We start from the raw sequence: 17,122 nt of genomic DNA, 5'->3' as shown, positions 1-17,122 counted from the left end.
GAGGAGAATACGATGTCATCTTTAACTACGTCCCGCGCGCCGAAATCGGCGTTCAGCTTCGGGCGCATCTGGGATCAGTTCGGCATGCTGGTGGTATTCGCCGTACTGTTCATTGGTTGCGCTGTTTTCGTGCCGAACTTTGCCTCTTTCGTCAATATGAAAGGGCTGGGGCTGGCGATATCCATGTCCGGCATGGTGGCCTGTGGCATGCTTTTTTGCCTGGCCTCCGGCGATTTCGACCTCTCTGTCGCGTCTGTCATTGCCTGTGCCGGGGTGACCACGGCGGTGGTGATCAACCTTAGCGAAAGCCTGTGGATTGGCGTATTTGCCGGGTTGCTGCTCGGCGTGGTGAGCGGCTTTATTAACGGCTTTGTCATCGCCCGTTTGAAAATCAACGCCCTGATAACCACACTTGCGACAATGCAGATTGTGCGCGGGTTGGCCTATATCATCTCTGATGGTAAAGCGGTGGGGATCGAAGATGAGCGCTTCTTTACGCTCGGCTATGCAAACTGGCTCGGCCTGCCTGCGCCTATCTGGCTGACGGTCGGTTGCCTGATTATTTTTGGTTTCCTGCTCAATAAAACCACCTTTGGTCGCAATACGCTGGCGATTGGCGGTAACGAAGAGGCGGCGCGGCTGGCGGGTGTGCCGGTAGTCAGGACCAAGATTATTATCTTTGTGCTCTCTGGCCTTGTGTCAGCGGCGGCGGGGATTATCCTTGCTTCACGTATGACCAGCGGGCAGCCAATGACCTCGATCGGTTATGAGCTGATTGTCATTTCAGCCTGTGTGCTGGGTGGCGTGTCGCTAAAAGGTGGCATCGGTAAAATTTCCTACGTTGTGGCCGGGATCTTGATTCTGGGGACCGTGGAAAACGCCATGAACCTGCTGAATATCTCTCCCTTCTCGCAATACGTTGTGCGCGGCTTGATCCTGCTTGCAGCGGTGATTTTCGACCGCTACAAACAAAAGGCCAAACGCACGGTTTGATGCTTTTTGCTTAAATTTTGCACACAACCTTATAGTGTAACTCCAGACCTTACCAGCCGCTAATCCGGCTGGTAAGTCATGTTTAAAATGGCGAGCAGCGTCACACTGTCTATACTTACATGGCTAATGATAATGAGACGTTAATGAAAAACGGCTCTCATCTGACACTGTAAGGAGGAAACCAGGGTGGAAGACGCACTATCTATACCGCCTCTCATTTCCGGAAATTTTGCCTTTTTTTTCGATTTGGATGGCACCCTTGCGGACATCAAACCGCACCCGGATGATGTTTTTATCCCTGAAGATGTGCTGACCAGACTTTCATTGCTTGCTGAGCTAAATGACAGGGCGTTGGCATTGATTTCAGGGCGTTCAATTGCTGAGCTGGAACAGCTCGCCAAACCGTATCGTTTCCCGCTGGCCGGGGTACATGGGGCGGAGCGCCGCGATATCAATGGTCGAACCGAACGAATGACCTTGCCGGAAGCGGTTTTACAACCGCTGGAACGTGAACTCCGGCATGGCATTGCGCCGCTGACCGGCGTTGAACTTGAAACCAAAGGGATGGCATTTGCACTGCATTATCGCCAGGCGCCGCAGCATGAAGAGGCGGTCTTTGCCCTGGCAAAAACACTCATCGCGCACTATCCACAACTGGCAATGCAGCCGGGAAAATGTGTGGTCGAGCTGAAACCCTCTGGCATTCATAAAGGCGCCGCTATTGGCGCGTTTATGCAAACGCCGCCCTTTCTCGGCAAGAAACCGGTGTTTCTTGGCGACGATCTGACTGACGAACATGGATTTATAACCGTTAATAAACTTGGCGGCATATCGATAAAAGTTGGCCCTGGCGCAACACAGGCAATGTGGCGTCTGGCTGGCGTAAATGATGTCTATCAATGGCTTGAAAAACTTGTCGACCATCAACAACAAGAACAACGGGCGCTAACAAACAGGAGAGATGGCTATGAGTCGCTTAGTCGTAGTATCTAATCGTATTGCTCCGCCTGATGATAAAAAATCCAGCGCTGGCGGGCTGGCTGTAGGGATCCTCGGGGCGCTAAAAGCGACCGGCGGGCTGTGGTTTGGCTGGAGCGGGGAGATCGGTGACGAAGATCAACCGCTAAAAAAGGTCACGAAAGGGAATATTACCTGGGCCTCTTTTAACCTCAGCGAAGATCATTACGAGCAGTATTATTCGCAGTTTTCCAATGCGGTGCTGTGGCCCGCTTTCCACTATCGTCTGGATTTAGTGAAGTTCCAGCGCGAGGCCTGGGAAGGCTACCAGGATGTCAACGCGCTACTGGCAGAAAAGCTGCTGCCGTTGATTAAAGACGACGACATTCTGTGGATCCATGATTACCACCTGTTGCCGTTTGCCAGCGAACTGCGTAAGCGCGGTGTCAACAACCAGATCGGCTTCTTCCTGCATATTCCTTTCCCGACGCCGGAAATTTTCAATGCCTTGCCGCCGCACGCCGAGTTGCTTGAGCAACTGTGTGATTACGACTTGCTGGGCTTCCAGACCGAAAGCGATCGTCTGGCCTTCCTCGATAGTTTGTCGATGCAAACACGGCTCACCACGCGTGGTGGCAAAGAGCATGTTGCCTGGGGCAAAAACTTCCGCACTGAAGTCTATCCAATAGGTATTGAGCCGCAAGAAATCGCGCAGCAGGCCGCAGGGCCGCTGCCGCCTAAGCTGGCGCAGTTGAAAAATGAACTGAAGAATGTGAAAAACATCTTCTCGGTAGAGCGTCTGGATTACTCCAAAGGCTTGCCGGAACGCTTCCTTGCCTATGAAACCCTGCTGGAGAAATTCCCTCAGCACCACGGTAAAATTCGTTATACGCAGATTGCGCCCACCTCGCGTGGCGAAGTGCAGGCCTACCAGGATATTCGTCATCAACTGGAAACCGAAGCCGGGCGTATCAATGGTAAATACGGTCAGCTTGGCTGGACGCCGCTGTATTACCTCAACCAGCATTTTGATCGCAAAGTGTTGATGAAGGTGTTCCGCTATGCGGAAGTCGGGTTGGTGACGCCGCTGCGTGACGGGATGAACCTGGTGGCGAAAGAGTACGTAGCGGCCCAGGATCCTGAAAATCCGGGTGTGCTAATTCTTTCTCAATTTGCCGGTGCAGCGAACGAGTTGACGTCGGCGCTGATCGTTAACCCTTACGATCGCGATGATGTCGCGGCGGCGATGGACAGGGCATTAAGGATGCCGCTGGCGGAGCGTATTTCGCGCCATGCGGAGATGCTCAAGGTCATTAAGGAGAATGATATCCACCACTGGCAGGAGAGGTTTATCAGCGATTTAAAGCGCATCACGCCACGTAGCGCACAAAGCCAGCTACAAAGTAAAGTGGCGACCTTTCAAAAGCTAGCCTAAAGTAACGAACGCTCCCGCTTTGGCGGGAGCGTTTTACGCGCTTAACGGCACTAATAGCACATCAACTTCACTGGCCTGGACAATGCTTTTCGCCGAGCAGACGGCGCGCGAAAAGAATGTCTGATTGTGATTACCGCACACCACTAAATCGACATCCTTGGTGCGACAAGTATGCAGAATATGCTTGCTCAACTCGCCGGAGGCGATCAGTGTCTGTTCGATGGGATAATTCGCGTTGCGCACCAGCTCATCCAGAAACTGCTGCGTCTCTTCCTGCAATACATCACGGACGTTTTCCATCATCGGTGCGGCAAGCTGGTTATACAGTTCCGGATCGGCGGCTAAGGTAATCAGTGTGATGCGGGCGCTGGAAGGGCGGGCGATATCAACCGCTTTTGCCAGTAATTGTTGGCTCTCTGGCGTAACGGCTACGGCGACCAAAAGATGTGCATAAGCCATTTTTACTCCCCGATTGAATCAAATTTTTCTCACCATTACTCCGATTCTTAAACCAGTGCAACCTGTGAATATGGCAGGGATGTGAAGGTTATCATAAATATTCATTAATTATTCTAACGTAACGGTATGGTCGCGCTTTAATCACCTTAATCGATTTTAAAAGCTTAACTAAAATTAAGAGAATTTAAGATCGAATTGTTAAATTATCAATCATATTGATTAACAAAAATGCAATGGTTACTTCGGGTGATTAATTAAGATCGCTTAAAACATAATATATTGTTTTATATAACTTTTTATATTTGTTTCTTCAGTAGATACATCTTGTCAAATGTAAATAGGGCAGCATCCTAATCCTCCGACCAGTTAGCGGGGGTAAGAGAGCGTTTTGCATGCCTATTCGGACAATTGGAATAGAAAAGGGGGTTGATCGCGCAAAAAAACATCAATTCACAAGCGTGACTGATAGATTTCTTGTCCATATTCGCGTAAATTATGTGACGTGGATCACAAAAATTTCAAATTTCCGCACTGGTCAGATTGTATGTGGCAGCACCTACGAGTACAGTTGCGTCGAATTAGGAAAAATCTTAGTTCTTTGTAAGAAATGATTAAGAACGTAATAAGGCAATTAACATTTGAGCGAAGCGCCTTATCGCAAGATCCTAGTCAGTTATGCATTTAGCCTTTCTTTTTTATACCGGGTTTTTTCCCGGCGACATCACGGGGTGCGGCTCAGCCGCATAAGATACAAGTTGGTTATTCGGGATGGGAAAAATGCATACATCCGAGTTGCTGAAACATGTTTATGACATTAATTTGTCGTATTTACTTCTTGCTCAGCGTTTGATCAGCCAGGACAAAGCGTCCGCCATGTTCCGTCTTGGTATTAATGAAGAGATGGCGACGACACTGGTTGAGTTAACCCTTCCACAAATGGTGAAGTTGGCTGAAACCAATCAGCTGATTTGCCAGTTCCGTTTTGACAATCATCAGACCATCACTCGTCTGACCCAAGAATCACGCGTGGACGATTTACAGCAAGTTCACACCGGGATTTTACTTTCAACCCGCCTGCTGAATGAGTCTTCACAGACTGGCGACGCGGCCCGGAAGAAAAGGGCGTAAAGATGAGCGAAAAAAGCATTGTTCAGGAAGCTCGCGACATTCAGTTAGCAATGGAACTGATTACGCTGGGTGCGCGTTTACAAATGTTGGAGAGTGAGACGCAGCTTAGCCGCGGCCGTCTTATCAAACTCTACAAAGAGTTGCGTGGTAGCCCGCCGCCGAAAGGTATGCTGCCATTCTCCACCGACTGGTTTATGACCTGGGAACAAAACATCCACGCGTCTATGTTCTGTAACGCATGGCAATTTTTGTTAAAAACAGGCCTTTGCAGCGGCGTTGACGCAGTCATCAAAGCATACCGACTTTACCTCGAACAATGCCCTCATGCTGAGGAAACCCCGTTGCTGGCGCTTACTCGTGCCTGGACGTTGGTTCGCTTCGTGGAAAGCGGAATGCTGGAGTTGTCTCGCTGCAATTGCTGTGGTGGTAATTTTATTACTCACGCACATCAGCCTGTTGGTAGCTTTGCCTGCAGTTTATGCCAGCCGCCGTCTCGCGCGGTAAAAAGACGTAAACTTTCCCAGGATGCTGCCGATATTATTCCACAACTGCTGGATGAACAGATCGATCAGGCTGTTTAACCGAATACAGGTGGAAACACTCCAGCAGCGGTGCAGTTATGCCGCTGCTTTTTTTTTACCTGTCACTCGTGTTAACCCTTTGAAATGTTTATCCCGAGCCTTAGTCATTAGCAGAAGGATGATGTCGTGCTTATCGTATTAGGTTACCTGGTTGTTCTTGGTGCAGTCTTTGGCGGTTATATGATGACCGGCGGAGAACTTGGGGCACTTTATCAACCGTCTGAACTGATCATCATCGGGGGCGCGGGGGTAGGTGCATTCATCGTTGGCAACAACGGTAAAGCCATCAAAGGAACGCTGAAAGCGATGCCTTTGCTGTTTCGCCGTTCGAAGTACACCAAAAGTATGTATATGGACTTGCTGGCGCTGCTGTATCGCCTGATGGCGAAATCACGTCAGCAAGGGATGTTCTCGCTGGAACGGGATATTGAAAACCCGAAAGAGAGCGAGATTTTCGCCAGCTACCCGCGCATTCTCGCGGATGCGACGATGCTTGAATTTATCGTGGATTATCTGCGACTTATCATCAGCGGCAATATGAATACCTTCGAAATTGAAGCGTTGATGGATGAAGAGATAGAAACCCACGAAAGTGAAGCCGAAGTCCCGGCGAACGCGCTGGCGATGGTCGGTGACTCACTGCCGGCGTTCGGTATCGTGGCGGCGGTAATGGGTGTGGTCCATGCGCTGGCCTCGGCGGATCGTCCAGCGGCGGAGTTGGGTGCGCTGATTGCGCATGCGATGGTGGGAACTTTCCTCGGTATTTTGTTGGCATACGGTTTTATCTCTCCGCTGGCAAGCGTACTTCGCCAGAAGAGTGCGGAAACCGCCAAAATGATGCAGTGCGTGAAGATAACCCTGCTGTCGAACCTGAACGGTTATGCGCCGCCGATCGCGGTTGAGTTTGGTCGTAAAACACTTTACTCCAGCGAGCGTCCGTCGTTTATCGAACTGGACGAACATGTTCGTGCGGTCAGAAATCCTAACCAACAGACGACGACTGAGGACGCATGAAAAACCAGTCCCATCCGATCGTCGTAGTTAGACGAAAAAAACATAAAGGCCACGGTGGCGGCGCGCATGGCTCCTGGAAAATAGCCTATGCCGACTTTATGACGGCGATGATGGCGTTTTTCCTGGTGATGTGGCTTATCTCCATCTCCAGCCCGAAAGAGCTTATCCAGATTGCGGAGTATTTCCGCACACCGCTGGCAACTGCGGTCACGGGTGGGCCGAGAATTTCGAATAGCGACAGCCCGATTCCGGGCGGTGGCGATGACTACACACAGCAACAGGGCGAAGTACAAAAACAGCCCAATATTGACGACCTGAAAAAACGCATGGAGCAGTCGCGCTTGAGTAAATTGCGCGGCGATCTGGACCAGTTAATTGAGGCCGATCCCAAACTGCGTGCATTGCGCCCGCATTTGAAAATCGACCTGGTACAAGAAGGGTTACGCATACAGATTATCGATAGCCAGAACCGGCCGATGTTTAAAACCGGCAGCGCGGAAGTCGAACCTTATATGCGCGATATTTTACGGGCGATTGCGCCAGTACTGAATGGTATTCCGAACAAAGTGAGCCTCTCCGGTCACACCGACGATGCCCCTTACGCTAACGGCGATAAAGGGTACAGCAACTGGGAGCTTTCCGCCGATCGCGCTAACGCGTCGCGCCGTGAGCTGGTTGCCGGTGGCCTGGATGATGGCAAAGTGATGCGCGTTGTTGGCATGGCGGCAACCATGCGCCTGGTCAACCGAGGCCCGGATGAAGCCATCAACCGCCGAATTAGTCTTTTGGTGCTGAACAAACAAGCAGAAGCGGCCATTCTGCATGAGAACGCCGAAAGTCAGAGTGCGCCAATAAGCGCGATTACACAGCCAGAGCCAGCGGCAGCGGCAGCACCCGCGCCAGCAGCCTCGTCTCCGGCAGCAGTTCCTACGTCGCCACAAGCCAATCCGAGGTGATAGCGTGAGCATGGATATTAGTGATTTTTACCAAACATTCTTTGATGAGGCCGACGAACTGTTGGCCGATATGGAACAACATTTATTGGATCTGGTGCCGGAAGCGCCGGATTCAGAACAGCTCAACGCCATCTTCCGTGCAGCACACTCTATTAAAGGCGGTGCGGGTACATTTGGCTTTACCATCTTGCAGGAAACAACCCACCTGATGGAGAACCTGCTTGATGAGGCTCGGCGTGGCGAGATGCAGCTCAACACCGACATTATCAACCTGTTTTTGGAAACCAAAGATATTATGCAGGAACAGCTCGATGCCTATAAAAGCTCGTCAGAGCCAGATGCCGCAAGCTTCGAATACATCTGCAATGCCCTGCGCCAGCTGGCGCTGGAGGCAAAAGGAGAGGTCGTTCCTGCCGCTGCGAATGGTGCAAAACTCTCTGTTGTAGAGACCGCACTGGCAACTGATGCGACTGCGCCCGCCGCTGAAAACGACGGCAAACTGCGAATTGTCCTTTCTCGCCTGAAAGAGAGTGAAGTTGACTTACTCGAAGAAGAGCTGGGCAACCTCGGCACGCTGAGCGATGTCGTGAAGGGGAAAGATACCCTGAGCGTGACGATCGACGGTGGCGTGGGCGAAGACGATATTATCGCGGTGCTGTGCTTTGTTATCGAAGCGGATCAAATCGCTTTCGAAAAAGCGGCGCCAGCGCCCGCGGCAGCAGAGGCTGAAGTTGAAGCCCCGGCTGAAGTGGCTGAAGCGCCGGCAGCAGCGACTGTCCCGGCGGTGCAAGCGGCTCCGGCTGCGGCACCCGCACTGAAAGCGGTAGCGAAAGAGCAACCGGCAGGCCGTGAAAAACCGGCAGCCCGCGCCAGTGAATCGACCAGTATCCGTGTTGCGGTCGAAAAAGTTGACCAGTTGATCAACCTGGTAGGCGAACTGGTTATCACCCAGTCCATGCTGGCGCAGCGCTCTAACGAGCTGGATCCGGTGACGCACGGTGATTTGATAACCAGCATGAGCCAGCTGCAACGCAACGCCCGCGACCTGCAGGAATCGGTGATGTCCATCCGTATGATGCCGATGGAATATGTCTTCAGCCGCTTCCCGCGCCTGGTTCGCGATCTGGCGAGCAAGCTTGATAAACAAGTGGAACTGACGCTGCAGGGCAGCTCGACCGAACTTGATAAGAGCTTGATTGAACGCATTATTGACCCGTTAACGCACCTGGTGCGTAACAGCCTCGACCACGGTATTGAAACGCCGCAAAAACGTGTGGAAGCCGGGAAGTCGCCTATCGGCAACCTGATCCTTTCGGCGGAACACCAGGGCGGGAACATCTGTATTGAAGTAACCGACGATGGTGCAGGTCTGAACCGTGAGCGTATCCTGGCGAAAGCGATTTCGCAGGGGATGCCCGTGCACGAGAACATGACCGATGAAGAAGTGGGCATGTTGATTTTCGCGCCGGGCTTCTCCACTGCTGAGCAGGTGACTGACGTTTCCGGACGCGGCGTGGGCATGGACGTGGTGAAACGTAACATCCAGGAGATGGGCGGCCACGTTGAAATCAAATCCAGGCAGGGCACCGGCACAACCATTCGTATCCTGCTGCCGCTGACGCTGGCGATCCTCGACGGCATGTCAGTAAAAGTGAACAACGAAGTCTTTATCCTGCCGTTAAACGCGGTGATGGAATCGCTGCAACCGCGTGAAGAAGATCTGCATCCGCTGGCCGGTGGTGAGCGTGTGCTGGAAGTGCGCGGTGAATACCTGCCGCTGGTTGAACTGTGGAAAGTCTTTGACGTTATGGGCGCGAAAACCGAGGCCACGCAGGGGATTGTCGTTATTCTGCAAAGCGCGGGTCGTCGCTATGCATTGCTGGTTGATCAACTGATTGGTCAGCATCAAGTGGTGGTGAAAAACCTGGAAAGCAACTATCGCAAAGTGCCGGGTATTTCTGCTGCCACTATCCTTGGGGATGGTAGCGTTGCGCTGATCGTTGACGTATCAGCGTTGCAGGGATTGAATCGTGAACATCGTATGGCGCACACAGCCGCCTGATTTAGTTAAGAAGGTATAAAACATGACCGGTATGAGTAATGTAGCAAAACTGGCGGGCGAGCCATCAGGTCAGGAGTTCCTGGTTTTCACTCTGGGCGATGAAGAATACGGAATCGATATTCTCAAAGTGCAGGAAATTCGTGGCTATGATCAGGTGACCCGAATCGCCAATACCCCCGACTTTATCAAAGGCGTCACCAACCTGCGCGGTGTGATTGTGCCGATTGTCGACCTGCGTGTGAAGTTCAGCCAGGGCGATGTCGAGTATGATGAAAACACGGTCGTTATCGTGCTGAATCTCGGTCAGCGCGTGGTGGGGATTGTGGTTGATGGTGTTTCCGACGTCCTGTCGCTGGCATCTGACCAGATCCGCCCGGCGCCGGAATTCGCGGTCACGCTGTCGACCGAATACCTGACTGGCCTCGGCGCGCTCGGCGACCGTATGCTGATTCTGGTAAATATTGAAAAACTGCTCAACAGCGATGAAATGGCGCTGCTGGACATTGCAGCCTCGCACGTAGCGTAATAATCACGCCAGTTGCGAAATAATAAAGGTGGGTGAAGTTGCTTCATCCGCCTTTATTTTTGCCTTTTTTCTGTCGCTATAATATATATCCTCCACGCCCGCTTAATTTATATTTTATAAACTCCTCGTACCTCTTTCACCGCTGTTATATATAGTGATGATTATCGCAAATTAAAGTATATATCTTACTGAAAATTAATAAGTTAGCCGTTTTTTCGCAAGCTGCTTTATTTAAAAAGATAAATTTATCACCAGCCTATGTGTTTCACCGAGTTGCGTTGATTTGGCGGCGAACCGCGGCAACCCGTAGGGCGACTGAACATTTGCCTTGCCGCTGGAAATACCGATTGGTGATATCAATAACGCAGCACGAAATATGGCCAGCGGCAGCAACCGGCTCAGTTATGAAATTTACAAAGGGGCAACCACCAACCGCTGGGGCAGCGCTGGTGCGGAGCGCTGGTCGAGCGTTGTGTCATCGCAGGTGAGCACCGATGGCCTGCTACGAACCTACAATTACACCGCACAAATTTTGACGTCGCAGACCACGCCGCCGGGGGGAACATATAGTGACCTTAACTGTGGATATCGCGTTTTAAGTCAGAATTTAATTCCCTTTCGCAAATGTAAAGTTCCGTGGCCGCATGCCGATAACACCGTTAAGAACTTATCAAGAAGGTGTTGCATGTTGAACCGTATCCGCGTCGTTACTCTGCTTATGAGCGTGCTGGTGGTCTTTGCCTTGTTACAGCTTGTCTCTGGTGGCCTGTTTTTTTCGTCGCTTAAGCAAAACCAGCAAAGTTTTGCGGTCTCCAATGACCTGCGCATGCAACAGACGGAATTAGGTAAAGCCTGGGAGCTGATGCTGCAAACGCGTATCAACCTGAGCCGTTCTTCAGCGCGGATGTTGCTGGATCCGAGCAACCAGCAGAGCAGTGCGAAAACCGATTTGCTGAACAGCGCCAAAGCCTCGCTTGCCGATGCGGCAAAACACTACGATGCTTTCCGCGCGCTGCCATCGCTGCCGGAAACCGACGCCGCGCGCCAGACGCTGGATGAGAAATATCGCACTTATAATGCCGCGCTGGCGGAACTGGTGCAGTTCCTCGAAGGCGGCAATATTAACGGCTTTATGGCGCAGCCGACGCAAGGCATGCAAAACGCCCTTGGCGACGCGATGAAGAAATACGCGGATTTGAGTGAAGGCCTGTATCGCAATGCCTGGGAACAGAGCGTCAGTGATTACACCTTCGCCAAATGGCAGATGGCGATCCTGGCGCTGGCGCTGGTGATCGTACTGGCCGGCGTCTGGTATGGCATTCGTCGTATTCTGCTGTCGCCGTTGTCGTCGGTCATTGCACACATCCGTGAAATCGCCGGTGGCAACCTGACACATTCGCTGACCATTGCCGGACGCAGTGAAATGACGGAACTGGCGCAGAGCGTTGACCATATGCAGAACGCGCTGATCGAAACGGTGACCAACGTTCGTCAGGGTTCTGATGCTATCTACTCCGGCACCAGCGAAATCGCCGCCGGGAACAACGATCTCTCGTCCCGTACGGAAGAGCAGGCGTCCGCACTTGAGCAGACCGCCGCCAGTATGGAAGAGCTGACCGCCACGGTGAAACAGAACGCCGATAACGCCCGTCAGGCCTCACTGCTGGCGCAGAGCGCGTCGGAAACGGCAGAGCGCGGCGGCAAAGTGGTGAACAGCGTTGTAAAAACCATGCACGAAATTGCGGGCAGTTCGCAAAAAATTGCCGATATTATTAGTGTGATTGACGGCATTGCTTTCCAGACCAATATTCTGGCGCTGAACGCCGCGGTTGAAGCGGCACGAGCAGGCGAGCAGGGGCGTGGTTTCGCCGTGGTCGCCGGAGAAGTGCGCAATCTTGCCAGCCGCAGTGCGCAGGCGGCGAAAGAAATTAAAGGCTTAATTGAAGATTCTGTCTCCCGTGTCGATACCGGTTCAGTGCTGGTGGAGAGTGCAGGGGAGACGATGTCGGACATCGTAAACGCGGTAACACGGGTGAACGACATTATGGGTGAGATCGCCTCGGCTTCTGATGAACAGAGCCGCGGCATCGATCAGGTTGCGCTGGCGGTATCCGAAATGGATCGCGTCACGCAGCAAAACGCGTCACTGGTACAACAATCGGCAGCCGCAGCGGCCGCCTTAGAAGAACAAGCCAGTTTGTTGACGCAGGCGGTATCTGCTTTCCGCCTTTCTTCTGTATCCGGCAAATCGGCGTCGCGTGCTACAACTCCGGCAGCAGGCAGCGCTCAGACCCCGGCGCGGAGTCGCCAACTTGTAACCGGACAAGAGGATAACTGGGAAACATTTTAGCAGGTCTTAACCGCGGACTTTTTCCGCCAGATGGGGCGTTAATGTTAAATCGTATTCGCATCTCGACAACACTTTTTTTGATTTTGATCGTGTGTGGCATTTTACAGGTTGGCAGTAACGGGTTGTCTTTCTGGGCATTTAAAGAGAGCACTTCACATTTACAAGAAGTAGAAAACAGTACACACCAGCGCAGCGCATTAATGCAGATGCGGGCCACGCTGCTTCAGGCCAGCACCGCGTTGAACAAAGCCGGGACGTTAACGGCGCTGAGTTATCCGCCGGATGACATCAAAGCGCTGATGACACAGGCGAAAGCCAGCCTCAAGCAGTCGGCTGAGGTAGAAAAAGAGTTTCTTGGTCTGAAGGTGATGACACCGGAAGGCAAAAAATTACAGGAAATCACGCAGGCCAGTTACACCGCCTGGCGCGGTGACCTGGAGCACCAGGCGACCTGGCTTGAGAATAACCAGTTGTCGGACTTTATGACCGCGCCGGTGCAGGAGTCGCAGGATAAGTTTGATGCCAGTTTCAGTGCGTGGGAGAAACACATTAACCACTTTACTGAACAGGCAAGAGCGGATGGTGAAAGTAATTATCACCGCTCGGCAGTGATTTTTGTCGTGGTGGTTATTCTCGCTGCGTTATTGACCAGCGCCGCGCTGTTCTGGTCGCGCAAGATGATTGTCCAGCCGCTGGCGGTTGTCAGCAGCCACTTTGACAGCATCTCCGAAGGCAATCTGGCACGACCGATTGCCGTTGACGGGCGTAACGAGATCTCGGCGATTTTTACCAGCCTGAAAAAGATGCAAACTGCGTTACGCACCACGGTGAGCGATGTCCGTCAGGGCAGCTACGCGATGCATACCGGCATCTCGGAAATCGCGGCGGGCAACAATGATTTATCGTCGCGAACGGAGCAACAGGCGGCGTCACTGGCGCAAACCGCTGCCAGCATGGAGCAGTTAACGTCGACGGTTAGCCAGAACGCCGATAACGCGCGTCAGGCTTCCGGGCTGGCGCAGAGCGCGGCGGAAACGGCGAGAAAAGGTGGGCAGCAGACATCGAGCGTGGCAAGTACCATGCAGCAGATTGCCGGCAGCTCGCAGAAAATTGGCGACATCATCAGCGTGATTGATGGCATCGCGTTTCAGACCAATATTCTGGCGCTGAATGCCGCCGTCGAAGCGGCTCGCGCCGGTGAACAGGGGCGTGGTTTCGCCGTAGTCGCCGGTGAAGTGCGTAACCTGGCAAGCCGCAGTGCGCAGGCGGCAAAAGAGATTAAAGGCCTGATTGAAGAGTCGGTTTCCCGCGTTCAGCAGGGTTCCGCTCTGGTGGATACCGCCGCGCAGACGATGACCGAAATCGTCCGCTCTGTCACTCAGGTCAACGATATCATGGGCGAGATCGCCTCCGCGTCCGATGAACAACGGCGCGGGATAGAGCAGGTGGCTCAGGCAGTAACACAGATGGATCAGGTGACACAACAGAACGCTGCGCTGGTAGAAGAGGCAGCTTCCGCCACCGACCAACTGGCTAACCAGGCCGATAACCTTACCGCGCTGGTGGCCATATTTAAGATTGAAGAGCATGTCGCAATACCCGAAGTGGCACCGCCTAAGGCAGTGCCCGTTGCATCCTGAACCTAGTTGAGAAGGCGCTATGACATCATCCATGCCTAACGGGCAAACGTCATCAATATTGCAACAGATGACACAGCGCCTGGCGCTGTCCGACGCGCACTTCCGTCGGATATGTCAATTGATCTACCAGCGTGCGGGGATTGTCCTCGCGGATCATAAACGCGACATGGTTTACAACCGCCTTGTTCGCCGTTTACGCACGCTTGGGCTGGACGATTTTGGCCGCTATCTGAGCATGCTGGAAGCGAACCAGAACAGCGCCGAGTGGCAAGCGTTTATTAACTCGCTGACCACCAATCTCACCGCGTTTTTCCGGGAAGCACACCACTTCCCGGTTCTCGCGGACCATGCGCGCAAGCGCACGGGGGAATACCGGGTATGGAGCGCGGCGGCGTCGACAGGCGAAGAGCCGTACTCTCTTGCCATTACCCTCGCTGATGCGCTGGGTATGGCACCGGGTCGCTGGAAAGTTTTCGCCAGCGACATCGATACAGAAGTGCTGGAAAAAGCGCGTAGCGGCATCTACCGCCAGGACGAGTTGAAAACCCTCTCGCCCCAGCAGATGCAACGCTACTTTATGCGCGGTACTGGCCCGCATGCCGGGCTGGTGCGTGTACGGCAGGAACTGGCGAACTACGTCGATTTCACCACGGTTAATCTGCTGGATAAGCAGTACAACGTTCCGGGGCCTTTCGACGCAATTTTTTGCCGTAATGTAATGATTTATTTTGATAAAACGACGCAACAGGACATTTTGCATCGTTTCGCTCCGCTGCTTAAGCCAGACGGATTACTGTTTGCCGGGCATTCGGAGAACTTCAGCAACCTCGTGCGTGAGTTTACCCTTCGTGGGCAAACAGTTTATGCGCTGAGTAAGGATAAAGCATGAGTAAAATCAGGGTGTTGTCCGTCGATGATTCCGCATTGATGCGCCAGATCATGACAGAAATTATCAATAGCCACAGCGATATGGAAATGGTGGCGACGGCGCCAGACCCATTGGTTGCCCGGGATTTAATTAAAAAATTCAACCCGGACGTGTTAACGCTGGATGTGGAAATGCCGCGCATGGACGGGCTGGATTTCCTTGAAAAATTAATGCGTCTGCGCCCGATGCCGGTGGTGATGGTTTCTTCACTGACCGGGAAAGGGTCTGAAGTGACGCTGCGCGCGCTGGAACTGGGGGCAATTGATTTTGTCACCAAACCGCAGATTGGCATTCGCGAAGGCATGCTGGCTTACAGCGAGATGATTGCCGAGAAAGTACGCACCGCGTCACGCGCGCGTATCGCGGCACATAAACCGATGGAAGCACCGGCCATGTTGAAAGCCGGACCGTTACTCAGCTCGGAAAAACTGCTGGTAATTGGTGCGTCAACCGGAGGAACAGAGGCAATTAGGCATGTACTCCAGCCATTGCCGCTCTCAAGTCCGGGTATTCTTATCACTCAGCATATGCCGCCGGGCTTTACCCGCTCATTTGCTGAGCGTTTGAATAAGCTCTGTCAGATCAGCGTCAAAGAAGCGGAAGATGGCGAGCGCGTATTACCCGGACACGCGTATATTGCACCTGGCGATCGGCATATGGAGCTGGCGCGTAGCGGGGCGAACTATCAAATTAAGATCCATGACGGACCGCCGGTTAACCGGCACCGCCCGTCGGTGGACGTGCTGTTTAATTCGGTGGCGAAACACGCGGGGCGTAACGCCGTGGGGGTTATTCTCACGGGGATGGGCAACGATGGCGCGGCCGGAATGTTAGCAATGCACCAGGCTGGCGCCTGGACGATTGCGCAAAATGAAGCAAGTTGTGTGGTGTTCGGCATGCCGCGTGAGGCCATCAATATGGGTGGCGTCAGCGAAGTGGTCGATCTTAGCCAGGTAAGCCAGCAGATGCTGGCGAAAATCAGTGCCGGACAGGCAATACGTATTTGAACCAGGAGTAATTTTTTATGGCGGATAAAGAGCTTAAGTTTTTGGTCGTGGATGACTTTTCCACCATGCGTCGAATTGTACGTAACCTGCTAAAAGAGCTGGGATTTAACAACGTTGAAGAAGCAGAAGACGGTGTTGATGCGTTAAACAAATTGCAGACGGGTGGCTTCGGTTTTGTTATTTCCGACTGGAACATGCCAAACATGGACGGTCTGGAACTGCTGAAAACGATTCGTGCCGACAGCAATATGGCTTCCATGCCGGTGCTGATGGTTACAGCAGAAGCGAAAAAAGAGAACATCATCGCGGCGGCGCAGGCCGGTGCGAGCGGCTATGTGGTGAAACCGTTTACCGCTGCAACCCTGGAAGAGAAACTCGGTAAGATCTTCGAGAAACTTGGCATGTGAGGACTGGCTAATGATTCAACCTTCAATTAAACCAGCGGACGAACATTCACCCAGCGACATCATTGCCCGGATTGGCAGCCTGACGCGTATGTTGCGTGATAGCCTGCGCGAATTAGGTCTTGACCAGGCGATTGCCGAAGCTGCGGAAGCGATTCCGGATGCGCGTGACCGTCTGGATTATGTTGTACAGATGACCGCGCAAGCGGCAGAACGCGCGCTTAACAGCGTTGAAGCCTCTCAGCCGCACCAGGATGAGATGGAAAAAGGTTCGAAAGCGCTGAGCAAACGTTGGGACGAGTGGTTTGAAAACCCGATCGAACTGGCGGATGCGCGTGAACTGGTGACCGATACGCGCAAATTCCTTGGCGAAATTCCGGGGCATACCAGCTTCACCAACGCCCAGCTGCTGGACATTATGATGGCGCAGGATTTCCAGGACCTCACCGGTCAGGTTATCAAACGCATGATGGATGTTATCCAGGAGATCGAACGTCAGCTGCTGATGGTACTGCTGGAGAATATCCCGGATCAGTCCGCGCGTCCGAAGCGTGAAAATGAAAGCCTGCTCAATGGCCCACAACTCGACGCGACCAAAGCGGGCGTGGTGGCAAGCCAGGATCAGGTAGACGATCTGCTCGACAGCCTGGGCTTCTGATCTGTCTGTACATGCACCTTCAGC

Annotated in this window: 16 protein-coding genes; 15 read left to right on the top strand and 1 reads right to left on the bottom strand. The window is 52.8% G+C overall.

Translation table 11 applies throughout. The features are described 5' to 3' along the window. Positions 1-12: 12 nt before the first annotated feature. From araH to otsA, 3 genes are all read left to right on the top strand, one after another. Entirely contained in the window at positions 13-993 is a 981-nt protein-coding gene (gene araH, locus ACFX4U_RS05350) for an L-arabinose ABC transporter permease AraH (protein WP_017458324.1), read from the top strand. A 186-nt stretch (positions 994-1,179) separates the two neighbouring features. Continuing rightward, complete coding sequence (otsB, locus tag ACFX4U_RS05345) at positions 1,180-1,986, top strand: trehalose-phosphatase (RefSeq protein WP_313507704.1); 807 nt, start codon at positions 1,180-1,182, stop codon at positions 1,984-1,986. Further along, entirely contained in the window at positions 1,961-3,385 is a 1,425-nt protein-coding gene (otsA, locus tag ACFX4U_RS05340) for an alpha,alpha-trehalose-phosphate synthase (protein WP_313507703.1), read from the top strand. Before otsB ends, otsA begins: the two co-directional genes overlap by 26 nt. Positions 3,386-3,418: 33 nt before the next feature. Here the strand turns inward: otsA and uspC are convergent, their stop codons facing one another. Next, positions 3,419-3,844: a universal stress protein UspC gene (gene uspC, locus ACFX4U_RS05335; RefSeq protein WP_305735705.1), complete on the bottom strand. Its 426-nt coding sequence runs from the start codon at positions 3,842-3,844 to the stop codon at positions 3,419-3,421. 777 nt (positions 3,845-4,621) lie between these two features. On the opposite strand from uspC, the gene flhD reads away from it, so the two are divergent. The 12 genes from flhD (at position 4,622) to cheZ (ending at position 17,098) form a co-directional block, all read left to right on the top strand. Beyond that, entirely contained in the window at positions 4,622-4,972 is a 351-nt protein-coding gene (gene flhD, locus ACFX4U_RS05330; RefSeq protein ID WP_017458320.1) for a flagellar transcriptional regulator FlhD, read from the top strand. Between the two features lie 2 nt (positions 4,973-4,974). Further along, a complete protein-coding gene (gene flhC / locus ACFX4U_RS05325; RefSeq protein ID WP_305735706.1) occupies positions 4,975-5,553 on the top strand; it encodes a flagellar transcriptional regulator FlhC in 579 nt (192 codons plus the stop codon). 126 nt (positions 5,554-5,679) lie between these two features. Next, a complete protein-coding gene (gene motA, locus ACFX4U_RS05320) occupies positions 5,680-6,567 on the top strand; it encodes a flagellar motor stator protein MotA (protein ID WP_017458318.1) in 888 nt (295 codons plus the stop codon). Next, on the top strand, positions 6,564-7,523 hold the full coding sequence (gene motB, locus ACFX4U_RS05315; RefSeq protein ID WP_305735707.1) for a flagellar motor protein MotB: 960 nt from the start codon (positions 6,564-6,566) through the stop codon (positions 7,521-7,523). Before motA ends, motB begins: the two co-directional genes overlap by 4 nt. 10 nt (positions 7,524-7,533) lie before the next feature. Continuing rightward, the gene (gene cheA, locus ACFX4U_RS05310) at positions 7,534-9,585 is read left to right on the top strand and encodes a chemotaxis protein CheA (protein WP_305737579.1); all 2,052 of its coding nucleotides are present in this window, start codon (positions 7,534-7,536) and stop codon (positions 9,583-9,585) included. A 22-nt stretch (positions 9,586-9,607) separates the two neighbouring features. Then, the gene (cheW, locus tag ACFX4U_RS05305; RefSeq protein ID WP_200550617.1) at positions 9,608-10,111 is read left to right on the top strand and encodes a chemotaxis protein CheW; all 504 of its coding nucleotides are present in this window, start codon (positions 9,608-9,610) and stop codon (positions 10,109-10,111) included. 685 nt (positions 10,112-10,796) lie between these two features. After that, entirely contained in the window at positions 10,797-12,461 is a 1,665-nt protein-coding gene (gene tar, locus ACFX4U_RS05300; protein ID WP_305735708.1) for a methyl-accepting chemotaxis protein II, read from the top strand. A gap of 41 nt (positions 12,462-12,502) precedes the next feature. After that, positions 12,503-14,101: a methyl-accepting chemotaxis protein IV gene (gene tap / locus ACFX4U_RS05295; protein ID WP_305735709.1), complete on the top strand. Its 1,599-nt coding sequence runs from the start codon at positions 12,503-12,505 to the stop codon at positions 14,099-14,101. 19 nt (positions 14,102-14,120) lie between these two features. After that, positions 14,121-14,990: a protein-glutamate O-methyltransferase CheR gene (cheR, locus tag ACFX4U_RS05290; RefSeq protein ID WP_017458307.1), complete on the top strand. Its 870-nt coding sequence runs from the start codon at positions 14,121-14,123 to the stop codon at positions 14,988-14,990. Further along, entirely contained in the window at positions 14,987-16,036 is a 1,050-nt protein-coding gene (locus ACFX4U_RS05285; protein ID WP_017458306.1) for a chemotaxis response regulator protein-glutamate methylesterase, read from the top strand. Before cheR ends, ACFX4U_RS05285 begins: the two co-directional genes overlap by 4 nt. A gap of 17 nt (positions 16,037-16,053) precedes the next feature. Further along, positions 16,054-16,443, top strand: a complete 390-nt coding sequence (gene cheY / locus ACFX4U_RS05280; RefSeq protein ID WP_007371559.1) for a chemotaxis response regulator CheY — start codon at positions 16,054-16,056, stop codon at positions 16,441-16,443. Between the two features lie 10 nt (positions 16,444-16,453). After that, complete coding sequence (cheZ, locus tag ACFX4U_RS05275) at positions 16,454-17,098, top strand: protein phosphatase CheZ (protein ID WP_131409522.1); 645 nt, start codon at positions 16,454-16,456, stop codon at positions 17,096-17,098. Positions 17,099-17,122 lie beyond the last annotated feature (24 nt).

It is taken from the genome of Kosakonia sp. YIM B13588, assembly GCF_042788165.1.
Taxonomy (GTDB): Bacteria; Pseudomonadota; Gammaproteobacteria; order Enterobacterales; family Enterobacteriaceae; genus Kosakonia; species Kosakonia sacchari.
This window is presented reverse-complemented; position numbering and strand designations above follow the sequence as displayed.

Excerpts from the sequence above, each read along its gene's own strand:
- araH (WP_017458324.1), top strand. The coding sequence starts at position 13 with ATGTCATCTTTAACTACGTCCCGCGCGCCGAAATCGGCGTTCAGCTTC.
- otsA (WP_313507703.1), top strand. The coding sequence starts at position 1,961 with ATGAGTCGCTTAGTCGTAGTATCTAATCGTATTGCTCCGCCTGATGAT.
- uspC (WP_305735705.1), bottom strand. The coding sequence starts at position 3,844 with ATGGCTTATGCACATCTTTTGGTCGCCGTAGCCGTTACGCCAGAGAGC.
- flhD (WP_017458320.1), top strand. The coding sequence starts at position 4,622 with ATGCATACATCCGAGTTGCTGAAACATGTTTATGACATTAATTTGTCG.
- flhC (WP_305735706.1), top strand. The coding sequence starts at position 4,975 with ATGAGCGAAAAAAGCATTGTTCAGGAAGCTCGCGACATTCAGTTAGCA.
- motB (WP_305735707.1), top strand. The coding sequence starts at position 6,564 with ATGAAAAACCAGTCCCATCCGATCGTCGTAGTTAGACGAAAAAAACAT.
- cheA (WP_305737579.1), top strand. The coding sequence starts at position 7,534 with ATGGATATTAGTGATTTTTACCAAACATTCTTTGATGAGGCCGACGAA.
- cheW (WP_200550617.1), top strand. The coding sequence starts at position 9,608 with ATGACCGGTATGAGTAATGTAGCAAAACTGGCGGGCGAGCCATCAGGT.
- tar (WP_305735708.1), top strand. The coding sequence starts at position 10,797 with ATGTTGAACCGTATCCGCGTCGTTACTCTGCTTATGAGCGTGCTGGTG.
- tap (WP_305735709.1), top strand. The coding sequence starts at position 12,503 with ATGTTAAATCGTATTCGCATCTCGACAACACTTTTTTTGATTTTGATC.
- cheR (WP_017458307.1), top strand. The coding sequence starts at position 14,121 with ATGACATCATCCATGCCTAACGGGCAAACGTCATCAATATTGCAACAG.
- ACFX4U_RS05285 (WP_017458306.1), top strand. The coding sequence starts at position 14,987 with ATGAGTAAAATCAGGGTGTTGTCCGTCGATGATTCCGCATTGATGCGC.
- cheY (WP_007371559.1), top strand. The coding sequence starts at position 16,054 with ATGGCGGATAAAGAGCTTAAGTTTTTGGTCGTGGATGACTTTTCCACC.
- cheZ (WP_131409522.1), top strand. The coding sequence starts at position 16,454 with ATGATTCAACCTTCAATTAAACCAGCGGACGAACATTCACCCAGCGAC.